Source organism: Sutterella parvirubra YIT 11816, assembly GCF_000250875.1.
GTDB classification, from domain to species: domain Bacteria; phylum Pseudomonadota; class Gammaproteobacteria; order Burkholderiales; family Burkholderiaceae_F; genus Sutterella; species Sutterella parvirubra.
The window spans coordinates 1-14,478 of record NZ_JH604884.1; the positions used below are offsets into that span (position 1 = coordinate 1).

The following is a 14,478-nucleotide window of genomic DNA, read 5'->3' on the forward strand; positions in this document are numbered from 1 at the left end:
TAAATTTTATTTCTTTACTGTTCCTAAGGCGAAAACCGGCCCCGTCTAGGTAGAACCGCCAAGATGCCGGACTTTTCAAAATCCTTTGCTTGGATACAATGGGAGAGATGCGCCCGACTTCGGGGCGCTCAGGAACCCCCTCAGAAGCTTGAAACGCCTCCGACCTTCACAGAAAGATTAGAGAGACCTACGCCGTGCTCGACGACTTCAACTACAAACCCCTCATCCGCGTGATCGACGACGACGACAGCGTCCGCCGCTCCTGGGCCTTTCTGCTCTCGGGCGAATCCTACGACGTCGTGACGTTCGCCGACGCGAACAGCTTCCTCGCCTCCTCCGACTTCCGCCGCTACGGCGCGATTCTTCTCGACGTGCGCATGCCGAACATGTCGGGACTGGAGCTCCAGAACAAACTGAAGGCCATGGGCTGCGACCTCCCGATCATCTTCATTTCGGGTCACGGCGACATCGACATGGCGGTGAACACCCTGAAGAACGGCGCCGTCGACTTCCTGCAGAAGCCCGTGAACGACACGCGCCTTCTCGAAGTGATCGACGCCGCGGTCGCCCGCAACAAGGCCGCCCGCCGCGATCAGGCCGAAGTGGCCGGGTTCAAGGCGCGCCTTGAGCAGCTCACGCAGCGCGAACGCGAAGTGATCCGCATGGTCGCGCAGGGTTACTCCAACAAGGAAGTGGCCGCGGAATTCGGCATCTCGGAAAAGACCGTTCAGGTCCACCGCGGGAGCGCCTACCGCAAGCTCGATCTGCACAACGCCGCGGAAATCGCGCGTCTGCTGCTGCGTTCCGGCGATCCGCTCTGATCGGCCTGATCGACAGAAAACCGCTACCCCCACGGCGCCCGCATCGGCCTTCGGCCCCTGCGGGCGTTTTCGTTTTTCGAGATGAAGTGACGGCCCCGAAGGGCCTTTCAGGTCATCCGGACGCCGCCTAGCCCAAAGGCACTAGCCCAAACTCCGCTTCCCGAACGAGACCGGTACCTCCGCGGGCGAAGCCTTCGCGCCGAATGTCTTCCCACGAAGGCGATTGCGGCGGAGGATTTCGCCGCTTCGCCCCGAAGGCCCCCCAATTCCCGTATAGTGCGGGCACGCCTCGCCGAAGGGGCGGGTCGAGCGCCGCTCCCCGACCTTCGCGCCCCGGGAAAGACCGGTTGAGCCTCTCGGCTCCCGGCTTCCCCACGCCGGATTCCGATTTTGTCTTTTCTCTTTTGGAGTGTTCGTCATGCTGACCGACATCGAAATCGCCCAATCCACCAAACTCGTCCCGATCGACGAGCTCGCCCACGGCGCCGGCCTCACCGACGCCGAGTTCGAGCCCTACGGGCGCGACAAGGCGAAGGTGACGCTCGATCCCTCGCGCCCCCAGAAGGGCCGCCTCATTCTCGTCACCGCCACCTCGGGGATGCCCGCGGGGTCGGGGAAGACCACCACGTCGATCGCACTCGCGCAGGGCTTGAAGAAGATCGGCAAGAACGCCGTCCTCGCCCTTCGCGAACCCTCGCTCGGTCCCGTCTTCGGGATGAAGGGCGGCGCGGCCGGCGGCGGCTACAGCCAGGTCCTCCCGATGGAGGCGATCAACCTCCACTTCACGGGCGACCTTCACGCGATCACCGCGGCGAACAATCTCCTCGCCGCCCTGCTCGACAACGCCCGCCACCAGGGTCAGGTGGACCTCAAGGAAATCTACTGGCGCCGCGTCCTCGACGTGAACGACCGGATGCTGCGCAACATCGTCTCGGGCCTCGGCGGTCCGGCGAACGGTCTCCCGACGGAAGCGGGCTTCGACATCACGGCCGCCTCCGAACTCATGGCGATCCTCTGCCTCGCCACCGACATGGAAGACCTCCGCGCCCGCCTCGACCGCATCGTCCTCGGCATCCGCCGCGACGGCACGGCCTACACCTGCAAGGAATTGGGCGCCACGGGCGCGCTCCTCGCGCTCCTCTTCGACGCGATGAAGCCCAACCTCGTGCAGTCGATCGAGGGGAACCTCGCCTTCGTGCACGGCGGGCCGTTTGCGAACATCGCCCACGGCTGCAACTCGGTGGCGGCGACGCGCGCGGCGCTCACGCTCGGCGACTACGCGATCACGGAAGCGGGCTTCGGCTCGGACTTGGGCGCCGAGAAGTTCCTCAACATCAAGTGCCGTGCGGCCGGCTTCCAGCCCGCCGCGATCGTGCTCGTCACCTCCACCAAGGCCCTCAAGTGGCACGGCGGCGTGCCGCTCCCCGAAATCGGGAAGCCCAACGTGGAGGCGCTCAAGAAGGGCCTCTGCAATCTGGACGCGCACGTCGAGAACCTGCGCCGCTTCGGCCCCAACGTCGTCGTCTCGCTCAACCACTTCCACACCGACACCGACGAAGAGCTCGAGATCATCCGCGCGCGCTGCGCTGAGCTGGGCGTGCGCTTCGCGGTCTGCGACGGCTTTGCGAAGGGCGGCGAAGGCGCGACCGAACTCGCCCGTGCCGTGGTTGAGGCCGCGGCCGATCCGAAGCCCTTGACCCACACGTACGAACCCGACGCCACGATCGAAGAGAAGATCGGCGCCATCGTGACGAAGGTCTACGGCGCGGGAGGCTTCACGCTCTCGGACGCCGCGAAGAAGGACCTGAAGCGCCTCCAGGATCTCGGCTGCGACCGCCTCCCCGTCTGCATCGCGAAGACCCCGTTCTCGCTCACCGCGGACCCGAAGGCGCTGGGCTCCCCGAAGGGCTTCGACGTGCCCGTGCAGCGCCTGGTTCTGAACGCCGGCGCCGGCTTCGTCGTCGTGACGACGGGCGCCATCATGCGCATGCCGGGCCTCCCGAAGGCCCCGGCCGCCATGCAGATCGACGTGAAGGACGGCCGCATCACCGGCCTCGCGTAATCGATGTGATTCTGCGGCCGGGTCCCCCGGCCGCAGGCTGCAAAAGCTGCAGGCACAACAAAACCCCGTAGGGCGAGCAAACCCTGCGGGGTTTCGTTTTTGCTTGAGGAGCAAACGGAACGGGCCCGCGCCGACCAAAGCGCGGGCCCTCCGATTCTTTGCAAACGTCGTCGCGGAAAAGGAGGAAACCGTGACGTCGTTTCCAGGAGGCGAAGATGCGGTTGACTCAAGCGATGCGACCAAACATCTCGTCAACCTTTCTTCCACACGGTGCGTGAGGACCGGGGAGGTTCTCAGGGGCGCCGTGTCGGCGATCTGCGGGCAGACGGTCGGAGACCGAAGGATCCGGAGCGGGGACCAGCCGCAGCGGACGGCAGACCTGCCTTGCAACCACAAAAAGGAGAAAACACATGAATCGTGTTTGCCATGTACCGGATCACCACCCGTTCCCACACGGGAGGCTGCCGTCCGGAGGCGCATGGCACGCCTTCCGGTGTCCGGCAATCTCGAACGGAAGAAATTCTTCCTTTCGTGTCCACCGAACATGCTTCGCAGTATATCAACGTAAACCCTTGAGCGCCCATACGCATCCCCAATTTTCATCAGGGATGATTGTTACTGTTTGTAAATACTATCCGGCCCGCAAACGAGGGTTTTCCCGCAAGACATCCGGCGTTCGGGTTAACCCGTGAACGGGATCCTCCTTTTTCGCGTCTTTGACGAAGGTTTGAGCGTTCGCCTTCCGAAGATCTCCCCAACAACAAGGAATGTCGCGAAACCGTCTTTCGGCCACGAGAACGTGACGAAAAACCGACATGACCGGGTCTGGGGCGTCCACTTTCGTCTTCACGCGGAGAGAACCCTGTTTTCCGGAACCGGCGTTCGCTCAAAACTACCACTTTGGGATAGCTTGCGCACTCCTCCAAAAAGGCGTAGGCGGATTCCTCCTTCCGGCGGAACCCTCTGTTGCGCGTTTCCCAACGGAAAAAGATCACCCCCGCGCGGATACCTCCGAGGGAACCCATACGCACTTCCGGCACCGTCCGCCTCGTCCCCCGCCGCGCCCGAGGCCGGCCCCATCGAGGACGCCCGAAGCCGGGGCGGATGAGGGACCGGCGGTCGGCCGATGCGGGGCTCAGGCGGACCCTGAAGGCGGACGGCCGCGGGAGCGCGGCACATCCGTGAAGGCGACCGACGCGCGCCCGGGGACGCCGCGCCCACATTCCAAGAGACGCTTCCGCGTCCCGGCAGGCGCGGTCACGCGGCCTTCGGGATCGCTACCGGAGTAGCGGGGAGCCGGGCGGCGGGATCGTCCGGCCCGCGGGCGCGTACTTCAATCCGCGCCCGTGTGCGGCCCGTCCGACCCCGACAAGCACGTCGGGTGCCGCAGGCACGCCCCGCTTCGGCGCCGCTCATCGGAAGCCCGGACCGGACGCGCCCCGACGCCGCCGCGCCGACGCTTCCCATCCACCCGGACCTCACCCCGGATCCTTCCCGACACTTTCCCCGGCACGTCCCCGACGCGCCGCCCGCGCGTCGCCCAGGATGTCCTCAAGCATCCTTCAACACGTCCCCGCCGACCGTCCGGCCCCCGTCCGGGATCAAAACTCCGGCCTCGAAATGCGCTTTTCCTCCGGGGCGACGCACGCCGAAAAAGCGTCGCCCCACCCGCTTTTCACTTCCCGTTTGCGCACAAAGTGCACGCATGCAACAACTCCGGTTCTCCGGCGCGGGGCGATTTTCTGCCTTCGGACAACCCTTTTTCCATATGCCGAATTTCGATGAATACCCAATGTAAATAGCCCGCCTTTCAAAATTTTCCATCCGCGACACCGATTAAAATACAGGTGAGGAAGGAGGGTCCGGTTGAGACCCGCTCCCCGCAGGCGGCACCCGATCGGGAAGCCTGAAGACGCGCCGGACGGTGGTCGGTCCGGCAGCACCATCGACATCCCGAACACATCGGACCCCACCTACGGGAGGCGCCTCTCCCGACCTTTCCGCTCCGGAGGACCGTCCGGAGCCGACACGATCCTTCCGTGAGAGCCACGAACAGCAACTTCAGGGAGGAGAGAACCATGAGTGAACAGCAAAGCACCAGACTCATGAAGTGCGCGTCGCGGCGTGAGGAATGCCGCTACGGAACGTCGCTCACGTTCACGCCCGTCGAAGGCGCCCTGCCCGAGTATGAGCCCGGACAGTACGTCCTGATCAAAACGGGCGCCGGGGAACCCTTCCGGCCCTATGTGATTTCGCAGGGTCCGGGCGAAGCGTTCCTGCGCGTGACGGTCGTCCCGAGCGCCGAAGGGAAGCTCCCGAAACTCGCGTCGCTGCGTGTGGGCGAAGAGGTCGAGATGACCGGACCCGAAGGCGACTTCACGCCGGACATCCAGGCCGAGCATCCGCTCGTCCTTCTGGGCGGCCTCGCCGGGATCGCGCCGATCGTCGCGATTCTGGAGACCCTCGCCGTCGAGAACCCGCTCCGGAAGACCCACGTCCTCTACGAAACCGCGTCGAGCGAAACGTTCGCGCTTCGGAGCGCGATGGAACTCGCCCTCAAAGGCATGCCCAACGCTGCGGGCGCCGTCTTCTTCACGGCGCCGCTCGGCACCGACCGCCAGGGCGAGGCCTTCGACGCCGAAGGCGAAATCGAACCCGACCGTCTCCGCTTCTTCTGCCAGGATCCGGACGCGGACTTCTACATCGCGGGCCCTGAGGGCCTGATCGCCAGACTCCGGAGTGCGCTCCTCAGCCTCGGCGTGATCGCCGCCCGCATTCACGTTCTGCCGCTCGGGTAAAGGACCCCGCGGGCGGATTTGAGGCCGCCCACCTGCAGAATTTCACCAACCGCCGGAGGTCGAACCCTACAACACCGGCCTCCGGCCGCTCGAAAAGAGCGAATTTTGAACGTGTGCCGCAAGCCCGGCGGTACCCGCCGAACGTATCTCAAATTCGATTACGTTTTGGCAGTATCTAGCCAATGGCTTCGGATTTTGGCAAAATTGAGATCACACGTTTTCCCAAACCATCAGGTTGGTCCGTTGCAGACCGAAGTTGAGCGGACCGGTCCGTTACCGTGCAAGGAACCCCTAAATGCGTCTCACCCGCTTCACCGACCTGAGTCTTCGGGTCCTGATGTACCTCGCGTACGTCAACCGCAGCCGTCTCGTCACCGTCTCGGAACTCGCAGAGAAGATCGACTGGACGCAGAATCACGTCACCAAGGTCGTGCACCGTCTCGGCCAGGAACGCTGGATCACCACCGTCCGAGGGCGCTTGGGCGGCGTCGCGCTCGACAAGGATCCGTCCGAATACCGTCTGGGCGACCTCGTCCGACGCCTCGAAGGGAACGAATCGCTCTTCGACTGCAATGAACCCGCGTGCCACCTTGAAGGCTGCCAGCTCACGCACTACTACGCGTCCGCGCTCGAAGCCTTCTACGAGGAACTGAACAAGATCACGCTCGCCGACGCCGTCGACAACGCGAAGCTCCGCGCCACGTACGCGAAGATCGACCGCCGCTTCCGCGGCCTCGACGTCCGTCCGGTGCCGAAACCCGTGGTCCCGGTGATCAGCCTCATCCGGCGCAAGAAGCGCCCCGACGACGAGGAGTACTGACCTCGACCCGGCGTCCTGACGACGCCCCGGGACCGAAGAGCGGCTGAGGGCTGACGTAAGCCCCGATTTCCACACCGCCCCTCGGGTCCCAAGAAGAACGAAGGCGCTCCGATCCGGACCGCCTCTTCTTTTCTTCTTATTGTCTTCACCGCCGCCCGAGCGACCCCGCCGCGCCGGGCGTTTTCTTCATCCGGAGGGGAGCCTCACCGCCGGATGAACCACTCCACCGGAACGCCGAAGTATTCGGAGAGCTTCTTCGCGGCTTCGGCCGTGAAGGGCCGCACGCCCGACTCCATGTCGGAGATGCGGGACTGGGTGGTGCCGGCCAACCTCGCCAACTCGACCTGCGTGAGTCCCGCGTCTTTCCTCAGCATCTTCAACGTGATCCCGGGCGGCTCCTCCGGCACCGCGCCCTTCGCGGGCGCCGATTCCAGAAGCGCCACCAACGCCTGCAGGTGCGCCTCGACCAGGTCCGCACGCTGGGCTTCAAGCGGCGGGAGCTTCAGCGTGAAGAGCACTCCCCCGTCGGGTTCTTGGCGTCGTTCGAGCATGTTTCTGCGTGCGCAATCAGGGCTGGGTTGGGTAAAGATGCGGCCGCCTTCAATCTCATGCCGGGGCCTCGGGCTTGATGTTACCGCAGCGCCGACCCGTCGGGCGCGGTCTATACTCGACACTCCACCGCCGGAATTCCCTCCGGCCGGTCGAATACGCCCAAGCCCAAACCGAACGCAAGCCATCCAACCCCAAAGGACCGCCCATGGACGACGTGAAACGCCTCTTCCGCGAATGGCGCGTGGATCTCGAAGAGCGCTTCGAAGCGCTCAACGCCCGCATCGAAGCCCGGTTCGAACGCCGCGACCCGAACGAAATCTTCCGCGCGCTCCCCGCGCCCTCGGACGCGCTCTCGGTCCCGATGAAGGCCGTGATGGCGTCGCGCCATTCGGAGAGGAGCTTCTCGAACGAGCCCCTTCCCGACCCGGTCTTGGCAGACATCCTTTGGGCGGCGGACGGCGTGCGCGACATTGAAGACGCGCAGAAGCGCACCAAGGGCCGCGTCGGGCGCGAGTACGACGGCGGGCGCACGACGCCGACGTCGTTCGACTGGCGCGAAACCGAAATCTATGTCTTGAAGGCAAACGGCATCTGGCGCTGGGTTCCCGAACGCCGGGGGCTGCTCTTCTGCGCGTTGACCGACATCCGGCACCTGGCCGCCTACATGCAGCCCGCGATGACGCTCCCGCCCGTGCAGCTGGTCTACGTCTCGAACCTTGCGAAGACGAGGACGCGCGTTTCCGAAATCGCCGAGCAGCTCATGATGAAGTTCGACGGCGAGGTCTGGAACGATGAGGCGATCGAGGAGCTCCGGATCCGAAACACGCACCTCAACGTCGGCGTCAAATTGGAGGCCGTCTCGCTCGCCGCGGAGGCGCTGGGGCTTGCGTCCGTCGCGCGGACGCTCTTTCCCACGAAGAAGCTCGAAGAGGCCCTCCACCTCGGCCCCGACGAACACGTCACCGCCGTGCAGAGCGTCGGCTACAAGGCGAAGTCCTTCTTGGACCACATCCGCTAAGTTGTATACTCAGGACCCGTATGGCCGCAAACCTCTGCGGCCCGTCGGTTGTGAGCGACCGGCGTCGGCTCCCCGCCCCATTTTCCCAACCTCTCCGCCCGTCACGATGAACCAGAACAAGGTCAGCGACTTCACCCTGGAAGAACTCCAATTTCTCGTGACGCTCACGGAAACGCACAGCCTCACGCTCGCGGCGGAGCGGCATCACTTGAGCATGGGCTCCGCATCCCGCCGGCTCACGAAGTTGCGTGAATTCTTCGAAGACCAGCTCTTCGTGCGCGCGGGGCTCTCCATGCTCCCGACACAGCGCATGCGTGAGATCGAAGGGGACGTGAAGGAGGTGCTCCGCACGATGGAGGTGCTCCTGCACCGGAACGTCTTCGAACTCGCCAAGACCGAGCGCCCCGTGCGGATCCTCTCCGCCGACAACGGGGTCGCCACGCTTTTGGCGGAATGCTTCGAGCCCTTCTACGAACAGGTCCCGAAGTCGCAGCTCATCATCGAACAGGTCGGGCCCGACATCTTCGACCGCCTGCGCGACAACTCCGCCGACCTCGCTCTCTACCCGATCTCGAACGTCCCGAAGGACTTCCACGTGACGGAGCTCTACAAGACCCGCCGCGGGATCCTCGTGCGCGAAGGGCATCCCCTCATCGAGCGCTACGAAAAGCGCGGCCGCATCACGATGCAGGACCTCTCCGCCTACCGCCAGATCCGCACGACCTTCCCGGGCGCGCCCGAGTGGGCGGGCCCGCAGTCGAGAACCGCGACGACGATGCAGGAAGTGGCCCTCGAGATGCCCTTCTTTCTCGCCGTGCCGATGGTCTTGGCGAAGACGGACTTCACCTACACGGCGCCCGTCATCACGCTCATGCAGGCGGTGCGCCAGAGCGGCGTGTCGCTCCGGATGCTCCCCGCACCCGTCGAGCTCGCCACCTTCTCGCCCTGCCTCATCTGGCACCACTGCACCCACACGGACCCGTTTCTGCAGTGGGTGCGCGGGCTCATCTCCGCGAGCGCCTTGAAGAGCGCGAAGGCCTTCGGGGTGCTCGAGGACTGACGACAACCGGCAACCGGCTCAGGCCTCCCCGCCCGTTGAAGACGGATACCAAATCGGCGCCCGCAGGGGTGCCGATTTTCTTTCGAAAGGGCTAAGCTTGAAGTAAAGCTGAGGCTTCCCCGGAACGCATCGGAACGTCCCGGCACACCACCCCATGTCGCAACCGCCCCAAAAGAAAGGAGGCCGCCATGACCGCCACGAAGACCACACGCATGTCCCCGATGCGGAAGCACCGGGCGCTCGCAGGCCTCGCCGTCCTGCTTCTTGCGGCCGGTCTCACCGGCTGCGCCACCTACGTTGAAGTGAATTCCGATCCTGAGGGCGCGCTCATCACCGACCGGGCGGGGCGCTCGCACGGCACCGCGCCGGTCTCGATCGAATACGACCGCGACGCGCTCGAAGCCGCCGGGGGCGAAATCCCCGGGCTCATCGCGACGTGGCCCTCCGGCGCGCGCGCCGAGACGCCGGTGCCCCTCATCGTCACGGACCTTCAGTACGGGATGACCGTCACGCTCGAGCGCCCGAAGGACGCGCCCGGTCTTGAGGAAGACCTCAGGAACGCCGTCAAGCACGCGTCCGAGCGGGCCCGCGCCGCTGAGGCCGAACGCGACCGCATGGAGCTCTACCTCGACCACGGCTGGGGCTGGGGACCCGGTTGGGGCCCGGGTTGGGGGCTCGGTTGGGGTTGGCACTTCGCGCCGTGAGTCTTTTGAATCCTGAATCCTGAATCGGGATTCAACCGGGGGGCCATTCAACCCGGCCAAGACGTCGGCCCGGAAGCCGATGGGGCCGATGGTTCTCCATACGACAATGCCCGGCAGGCACTGCGCCTCCGGGCATTTCGTTCGGCCGTGAGCGGCCTGGTTACTTTATCACGCCGCAGGCCATGCGGGCGCCGCCGCCACCCAAGGCAGCCGGATGGTCGTGGTGGTTGTCGCCACCCACGTGAACCATGATGGAGTGGTTGCGGAGTTCCTCGATCGACTTGATCTTGGGCGCCAAGACGGGCTGCGTGGCCGTGCCGTCCTCGGCGACGTAGAGGGCCGGGAGGTCGCCCTTGTGACCGTTGTCGGCCCAGGGGAAGGAGTGCGTCCCGGTGTTTTCCGGATCCCAGTGGCCGCCCGCCTTCATGCCGAGGCCCTTCTCCGTCGGACCGCAGTCCGGATTCACGTGCACGTGGAAGCCGTGAACGCCGGGGGCGAGGCCGTTGAGCTGCGGGTAGAAGACGACGCCGTAGGGCGAATTCACGGCGACGATGCGGCCGGCGGGCTGGTCGCCCTTTTCACCGAGGAGGTTCATTTCAATGACGACCTTCTGGCTCTCGGCCATCGGATCGTAGAGCTTGACGGCGTCCTTCTCGGCGGCGACGGCCACGGAAAGCGCGAGCGCGGCAAAGGTCTTCATGGTGAGTCTCCTTGTGGAAAGTTGAGAACCAAAACCTGATGGGTCGATTCTGCGGGGTCCCTTTCTTCGCCGTCAATCCGCCGGAACTCCCCAAAAGGGACTATCCTTCTATAGCGAATTCGGGGTAAGTACCAACCAACTTCGCCCGCAGGACGGCTGTTTGCGTTCATCTATCGACGGCACCCGCGCGATAGCGTCTCTGCAAGGAAATGTGTCGGTCCGGCGTCAAAGAGAGGAAACCGACCTTTTCGCGGGGTTGAATCCTTGCGCGCGTAGGAAGAAACTCATGAGGCATACCGCATCCGCGGGAAGCCGTTTCGGTGAGTTTTTCCGTAAAAGCCCCTAGAATTCACCCTTTCGGCCGCACCGGCGGCTACGGATAATCGGCCTGATCAGAGATGCTCAGGCCCTCTTCCGCCCTCCCTCAACTTCAGGATTCATCGATGTCTCGACCGTCCGCCCGCCCAGTGTTCGGGGTGTCATGCGCCGTGCTGCTTGCGCTCTCCTCTGCGCCTGCCGGGGCCGCTCCGACCGCTCAGCCCGCCCCCGCGACCGCCAACGCCGCCGAGGCGCCCGTCGTCCGCGGGGCGATGAGCTTTGCCGATGCGCTGGAGCTGCGCCGCAGCCGCTCGGATCTTCTGCGCGCGCACGACGCCGAAGTCGCGCACGCGCAGCACCAGTCGGACGCCGCGAAGTTCCTGGGCGGCCCCAAGGTCGACATCGCCGCGATGCAGGTCGAGGGGACGAAGACCGTCGAACTCGGCCTTGACACCCCGAACATCACGCTCCCGGTCGGGATCGGCGGGAAGCTGACCCCGATCACCATCCCTGCGATGAACCTCAACTTCTCGGAAAAGATCGACATCGGCGGCCCCCGCGCGATGCTGAACTTCAATTGGCCCCTCTACACGGGCGGGGCCGTCTCCGCGAAGCAGGAGGCGCTCCGCAGGAAGGTGGACGAAACCGCCTACGCCCGCGACGCCGAGCGCGAGAAGATCGACGCCGGGCTCGCGATGGCCTACTGGGGCGTGCAGCTGGCGCGTGAGGTCGAGCGCCTCCACGCCGGAATGCTCGCCGACGAAGAGGCCGAAGTGAAGCGCGCGCAGGCCTTTGAAGCGAAGGGGGTCATTTCGAAACTCGAGCGCATGTCGATCGAGGTCTCCCGCGACGCCGCGAAGCGCGCGTGGATTTCCGCGCAGACCGAACGCGAAGCCGCGGAGACGCAGCTCCGAAACGCGCTCCGCGAAGACGCCCTGCCTGAGCTCTCCACGCCGCTCTTCATTCTGGAGGGCGACTTGGGCACCTTGGACGACTGGACCGCCCGCGCGATGCGCGCGAGCCCGGTCCTGGCGCAGATCGACGCCCAGACCGCGCAGGCCGAAGCGGGCGTCCAAGGCGCGAAGAGCCTCTACCACCCGAAGATCTTCGCCTTCGGGACGAAGAACCTCGTCAAGCACTACCTGACGCTCCCCGAACCCGACTGGATCGCCGGGATCGGCGTGACGTTCACGCTCTGGAGCAATCAGGACAGAGCGTCCTCGGTCGCCGCCGCGACGAGCGTCGTCGACAAGGCGCGCGCCGCGAGGAACGAAGCCCGGACGGAAATCCGCACCGCCGTCGAAACGGCGTTCCTGCGCGTCAACGACGCGCGCGAATCCTACCGCCTCACCGCCGGGACGCTCGCGCTCGCCAAAGAAAACCTGCGGCTTCGCCGCGCGGGGTTCGCGGAGGGCTTGTCCACCGCCATTGATCTTTCGAACGCCCGCACCCAACTCACCGCCGCCCAAATCGCATTGAGAGCGGCGGCCTACAAATTCGTCGCCGCCTGGGCGACCCTTCACGCCGTGTCGGGTGAAATGCCCCGATTCCTCGAGTCGCTCAACCGCAGCGACCTCGTCGCCGTCCCGTCTTCCACCGGAGTCTCCCTCAAATGACCGCCCAACCTCAGAAGAAATCCACCGCCGCGACCCTCCTGGGCGCATTGATCTTGGCGGGCGCCGTCGGCTTCATCGGTTGGGGCGTCTGGCGCGCCACGCTCCCGCAGCCCGTTCCCGTGCAGGGGATGGTCGACGCGACGACGATTTCCGTCTCCGCCAAGATCCCCGGCCGCATCGAATCCGTCCTTGTGAAGGAAGGCGACCGGATCGAAGCCGGCACCCCCGTCGCGAAGATCGCGATCCCCGAACTCGAAGCGAAGCTCGCGCAGGTCGAAGCCGTCGCCCGCGCCGCGGGCGCGAAGGCGAGCCTCGCCGACGAAGGCGCGCGCTCGGAGGAAATCCGCGCGGCCAAAGCCCAGAAGGCCCGCGCTGACGCCGCGCTCGCCTTGGCCCAGCGCTCCTGGGAGCGCGTCGACGCGCTCTTCAAGGAGGGGCTCGTCTCGGCCCAGCGCCACGACGAAGTCCGCGCCCAGCGCGACGGCGCCCGCGAAGCGGTGCGCGCCGCGGCGGCGCAGGTCGAAGCCCTCGAAACGGGGCTCCGCGCCCAGGAAAAGGATGCGGCGCACGCGCTTCTCGCGCAGGCTGAGGGAGGCGTCTCCGAAGTGAGGAGCATGGCCGAGGAAGCGTTCGTGAAGACGCCGCTTTCGGGCGAAGTCTCGAAGATCATCATCGATCCGGGCGAAATCGCCCCGGCCGGGTTCCCCCTCGTGCAGGTGACCGACCTCACCGACGTCTGGATGAGCTTCAACCTCCGCGAAGACGACCTCCCGGGCGTCGCGCCCGGCACCCGCTGGCAGGTCGAAGTCCCCGCGCTCGGGAAGACGGTTGAGGTCGAGGTCTACTGGGTGAGCGCCCGCGGCGACTACGCCGTCTGGCGCGCCACGCGTCAGAATTCCGGCTACGACCTGCGCACCTTCGAAGTGCGCGCCCGTCCGGTGACGCCGGTCGAGGGCCTTCGCCCCGGCATGAGCGCGATTCTCCCGAAGGGGCTCTGATCATCCGGTCCTCTTTCGCCAGAGAGCAGAGATTTCTCATGACCACCGGCTTCTTCTCCGACATCTGGAGCGCCGCGCGCCATGAAGTGCGCGCGATGCGCCGCGACCCCGGCCTGCTGTTGGCCGGCTTCGTCGTGCCGCTCTTCTGGTGCCTGGTGTTGGCGTTCACCTTCGGGACCGGCCTCATGCGGGGGCTCCCCGTCGCGTGGGTCGACCTCGACCACTCGGCGGCGTCCCGCCAGGCGGCGCGCCAGATCGACGCGGCGCCCACGATGGCCTTGACCGCCTACGAGACCCCCGCGGCCGCCGAAGAGGCGTTGCGCGAAGGCCGGGTCTTCGCGGTGATCACCGTCCCGGAAGACTGGGAAAAGGCGCAGCGGCTCGGGCTCTCCGGCCCGGGCGGCGCGGTTTCCGCCGCCTTCAACCGCACCTACTATCCCGTGTCGACCATGCTCGAGGCCGATCTGAAGCTGGCCCTCGCCGACGCCACGATTCAGGTCGGGGCCGAAAAGCGCACGGCGGCCGCCGGGGGCGGGCCGCTTTCCGCCAACGGCGGGATGCTCCGCGCGCTGCTCCCCGAAACCTACTTCCTCGGGAACGCCGCCTTCAATTTCTCGGCCTATCTTCTCGCGCCCCTTCTTCCCGGCGTGATGGCGCTGGGCGCGGTGCTCGCATTCGCATCCGCGCTCGTTCGCGACTGGCGCGCGGGCACGGTGCGGGCCTGGGTGGCCGCGGCGGGCGGCAGCCCCTTCGCCGCGATTTTGGGGAAGCTTCTCCCCTGGTTCGCGCTCTACGCTTTGGGGCACGCCCTTTGGGTCGCAGGCTTTGCCGGGTGGGCCGGATGGGCGCCCGCCGCGGCGGGCTGGGCCTCGGTCGGGTGGTGGCTTCTCGCAGGCTGGCTTCTCATGCTCGCGATGGCGGGGATGGCGCTTTTGATCACCTCCACGTCGCTCACGTGGGTGCTCGCGGTCACGACCGTCTCCGCACTCACCGCGCCCGCCTTCCCCTTCA

Annotated in this window: 12 protein-coding genes; 10 read left to right on the forward strand and 2 right to left on the reverse strand. The window is 65.9% G+C overall.

Going from position 1 to position 14,478, the window contains the following annotated elements:
• The first annotated feature begins 194 nt into the window (after positions 1–194).
• The 4 genes from HMPREF9440_RS02100 to HMPREF9440_RS02115 all read left to right on the forward strand — a co-directional run bounded on the left by HMPREF9440_RS02100 (position 195) and on the right by HMPREF9440_RS02115 (position 6,501).
• Positions 195–821 (forward strand): response regulator transcription factor, encoded by a 627-nt coding sequence (locus tag HMPREF9440_RS02100; RefSeq protein WP_008541026.1) that lies wholly within the window; start codon positions 195–197, stop codon positions 819–821.
• A gap of 418 nt (positions 822–1,239) precedes the next feature.
• Positions 1,240–2,883 carry a formate--tetrahydrofolate ligase gene (locus HMPREF9440_RS02105; protein ID WP_008541028.1) on the forward strand — a complete coding sequence of 548 codons (1,644 nt, stop codon included), beginning with the start codon at positions 1,240–1,242 and terminating at the stop codon, positions 2,881–2,883.
• Between the two features lie 2,078 nt (positions 2,884–4,961).
• Positions 4,962–5,681 carry a ferredoxin reductase domain-containing protein gene (locus HMPREF9440_RS02110; protein ID WP_008541037.1) on the forward strand — a complete coding sequence of 240 codons (720 nt, stop codon included), beginning with the start codon at positions 4,962–4,964 and terminating at the stop codon, positions 5,679–5,681.
• A 295-nt stretch (positions 5,682–5,976) separates the two neighbouring features.
• Positions 5,977–6,501, forward strand: coding sequence for an RrF2 family transcriptional regulator (locus HMPREF9440_RS02115; protein WP_008541038.1), 525 nt, complete (start codon positions 5,977–5,979; stop codon positions 6,499–6,501).
• Positions 6,502–6,704: 203 nt separating this feature from the next.
• Here the strand turns inward: HMPREF9440_RS02115 and HMPREF9440_RS10365 are convergent, their stop codons facing one another.
• Positions 6,705–7,052, reverse strand: a complete 348-nt coding sequence (locus HMPREF9440_RS10365) for a helix-turn-helix domain-containing protein (RefSeq protein WP_008541039.1) — start codon at positions 7,050–7,052, stop codon at positions 6,705–6,707.
• A 206-nt stretch (positions 7,053–7,258) separates the two neighbouring features.
• Here HMPREF9440_RS10365 and HMPREF9440_RS02125 point away from each other — a divergent pair, with 206 nt between their 5' ends.
• From HMPREF9440_RS02125 to HMPREF9440_RS02135, 3 genes are all read left to right on the forward strand, one after another.
• Positions 7,259–8,071, forward strand: a complete 813-nt coding sequence (locus HMPREF9440_RS02125; RefSeq protein WP_008541040.1) for a nitroreductase family protein — start codon at positions 7,259–7,261, stop codon at positions 8,069–8,071.
• A 106-nt stretch (positions 8,072–8,177) separates the two neighbouring features.
• A complete protein-coding gene (locus HMPREF9440_RS02130) occupies positions 8,178–9,131 on the forward strand; it encodes a LysR family transcriptional regulator (protein ID WP_008541041.1) in 954 nt (317 codons plus the stop codon).
• A 188-nt stretch (positions 9,132–9,319) separates the two neighbouring features.
• Positions 9,320–9,835 carry a hypothetical protein gene (locus HMPREF9440_RS02135; protein WP_008541043.1) on the forward strand — a complete coding sequence of 172 codons (516 nt, stop codon included), beginning with the start codon at positions 9,320–9,322 and terminating at the stop codon, positions 9,833–9,835.
• A 160-nt stretch (positions 9,836–9,995) separates the two neighbouring features.
• Here HMPREF9440_RS02135 and HMPREF9440_RS02140 read toward each other — a convergent pair whose 3' ends face one another.
• On the reverse strand, positions 9,996–10,535 hold the full coding sequence (locus tag HMPREF9440_RS02140) for a superoxide dismutase family protein (RefSeq protein WP_008541044.1): 540 nt from the start codon (positions 10,533–10,535) through the stop codon (positions 9,996–9,998).
• Between the two features lie 488 nt (positions 10,536–11,023).
• Here HMPREF9440_RS02140 and HMPREF9440_RS02145 point away from each other — a divergent pair, with 488 nt between their 5' ends.
• The 3 genes from HMPREF9440_RS02145 to HMPREF9440_RS02155 form a co-directional block, all read left to right on the forward strand.
• On the forward strand, positions 11,024–12,469 hold the full coding sequence (locus HMPREF9440_RS02145; protein WP_245523554.1) for a TolC family protein: 1,446 nt from the start codon (positions 11,024–11,026) through the stop codon (positions 12,467–12,469).
• Positions 12,466–13,467 carry an HlyD family secretion protein gene (locus HMPREF9440_RS02150; protein ID WP_008541051.1) on the forward strand — a complete coding sequence of 334 codons (1,002 nt, stop codon included), beginning with the start codon at positions 12,466–12,468 and terminating at the stop codon, positions 13,465–13,467. Before HMPREF9440_RS02145 ends, HMPREF9440_RS02150 begins: the two co-directional genes overlap by 4 nt.
• 38 nt (positions 13,468–13,505) lie before the next feature.
• The coding region (locus tag HMPREF9440_RS02155) for an ABC transporter permease (protein WP_008541053.1) at positions 13,506–14,478 on the forward strand (973 nt) is incomplete at its 3' end.

Coding starts and splice junctions, on each gene's coding strand:
- HMPREF9440_RS02105 (WP_008541028.1), top strand. CDS start 1,240: ATGCTGACCGACATCGAAATCGCCCAATCCACCAAACTCGTCCCGATC.
- HMPREF9440_RS02110 (WP_008541037.1), top strand. CDS start 4,962: ATGAGTGAACAGCAAAGCACCAGACTCATGAAGTGCGCGTCGCGGCGT.
- HMPREF9440_RS02115 (WP_008541038.1), top strand. CDS start 5,977: ATGCGTCTCACCCGCTTCACCGACCTGAGTCTTCGGGTCCTGATGTAC.
- HMPREF9440_RS10365 (WP_008541039.1), bottom strand. CDS start 7,052: ATGCTCGAACGACGCCAAGAACCCGACGGGGGAGTGCTCTTCACGCTG.
- HMPREF9440_RS02125 (WP_008541040.1), top strand. CDS start 7,259: ATGGACGACGTGAAACGCCTCTTCCGCGAATGGCGCGTGGATCTCGAA.
- HMPREF9440_RS02130 (WP_008541041.1), top strand. CDS start 8,178: ATGAACCAGAACAAGGTCAGCGACTTCACCCTGGAAGAACTCCAATTT.
- HMPREF9440_RS02135 (WP_008541043.1), top strand. CDS start 9,320: ATGACCGCCACGAAGACCACACGCATGTCCCCGATGCGGAAGCACCGG.
- HMPREF9440_RS02140 (WP_008541044.1), bottom strand. CDS start 10,535: ATGAAGACCTTTGCCGCGCTCGCGCTTTCCGTGGCCGTCGCCGCCGAG.
- HMPREF9440_RS02150 (WP_008541051.1), top strand. CDS start 12,466: ATGACCGCCCAACCTCAGAAGAAATCCACCGCCGCGACCCTCCTGGGC.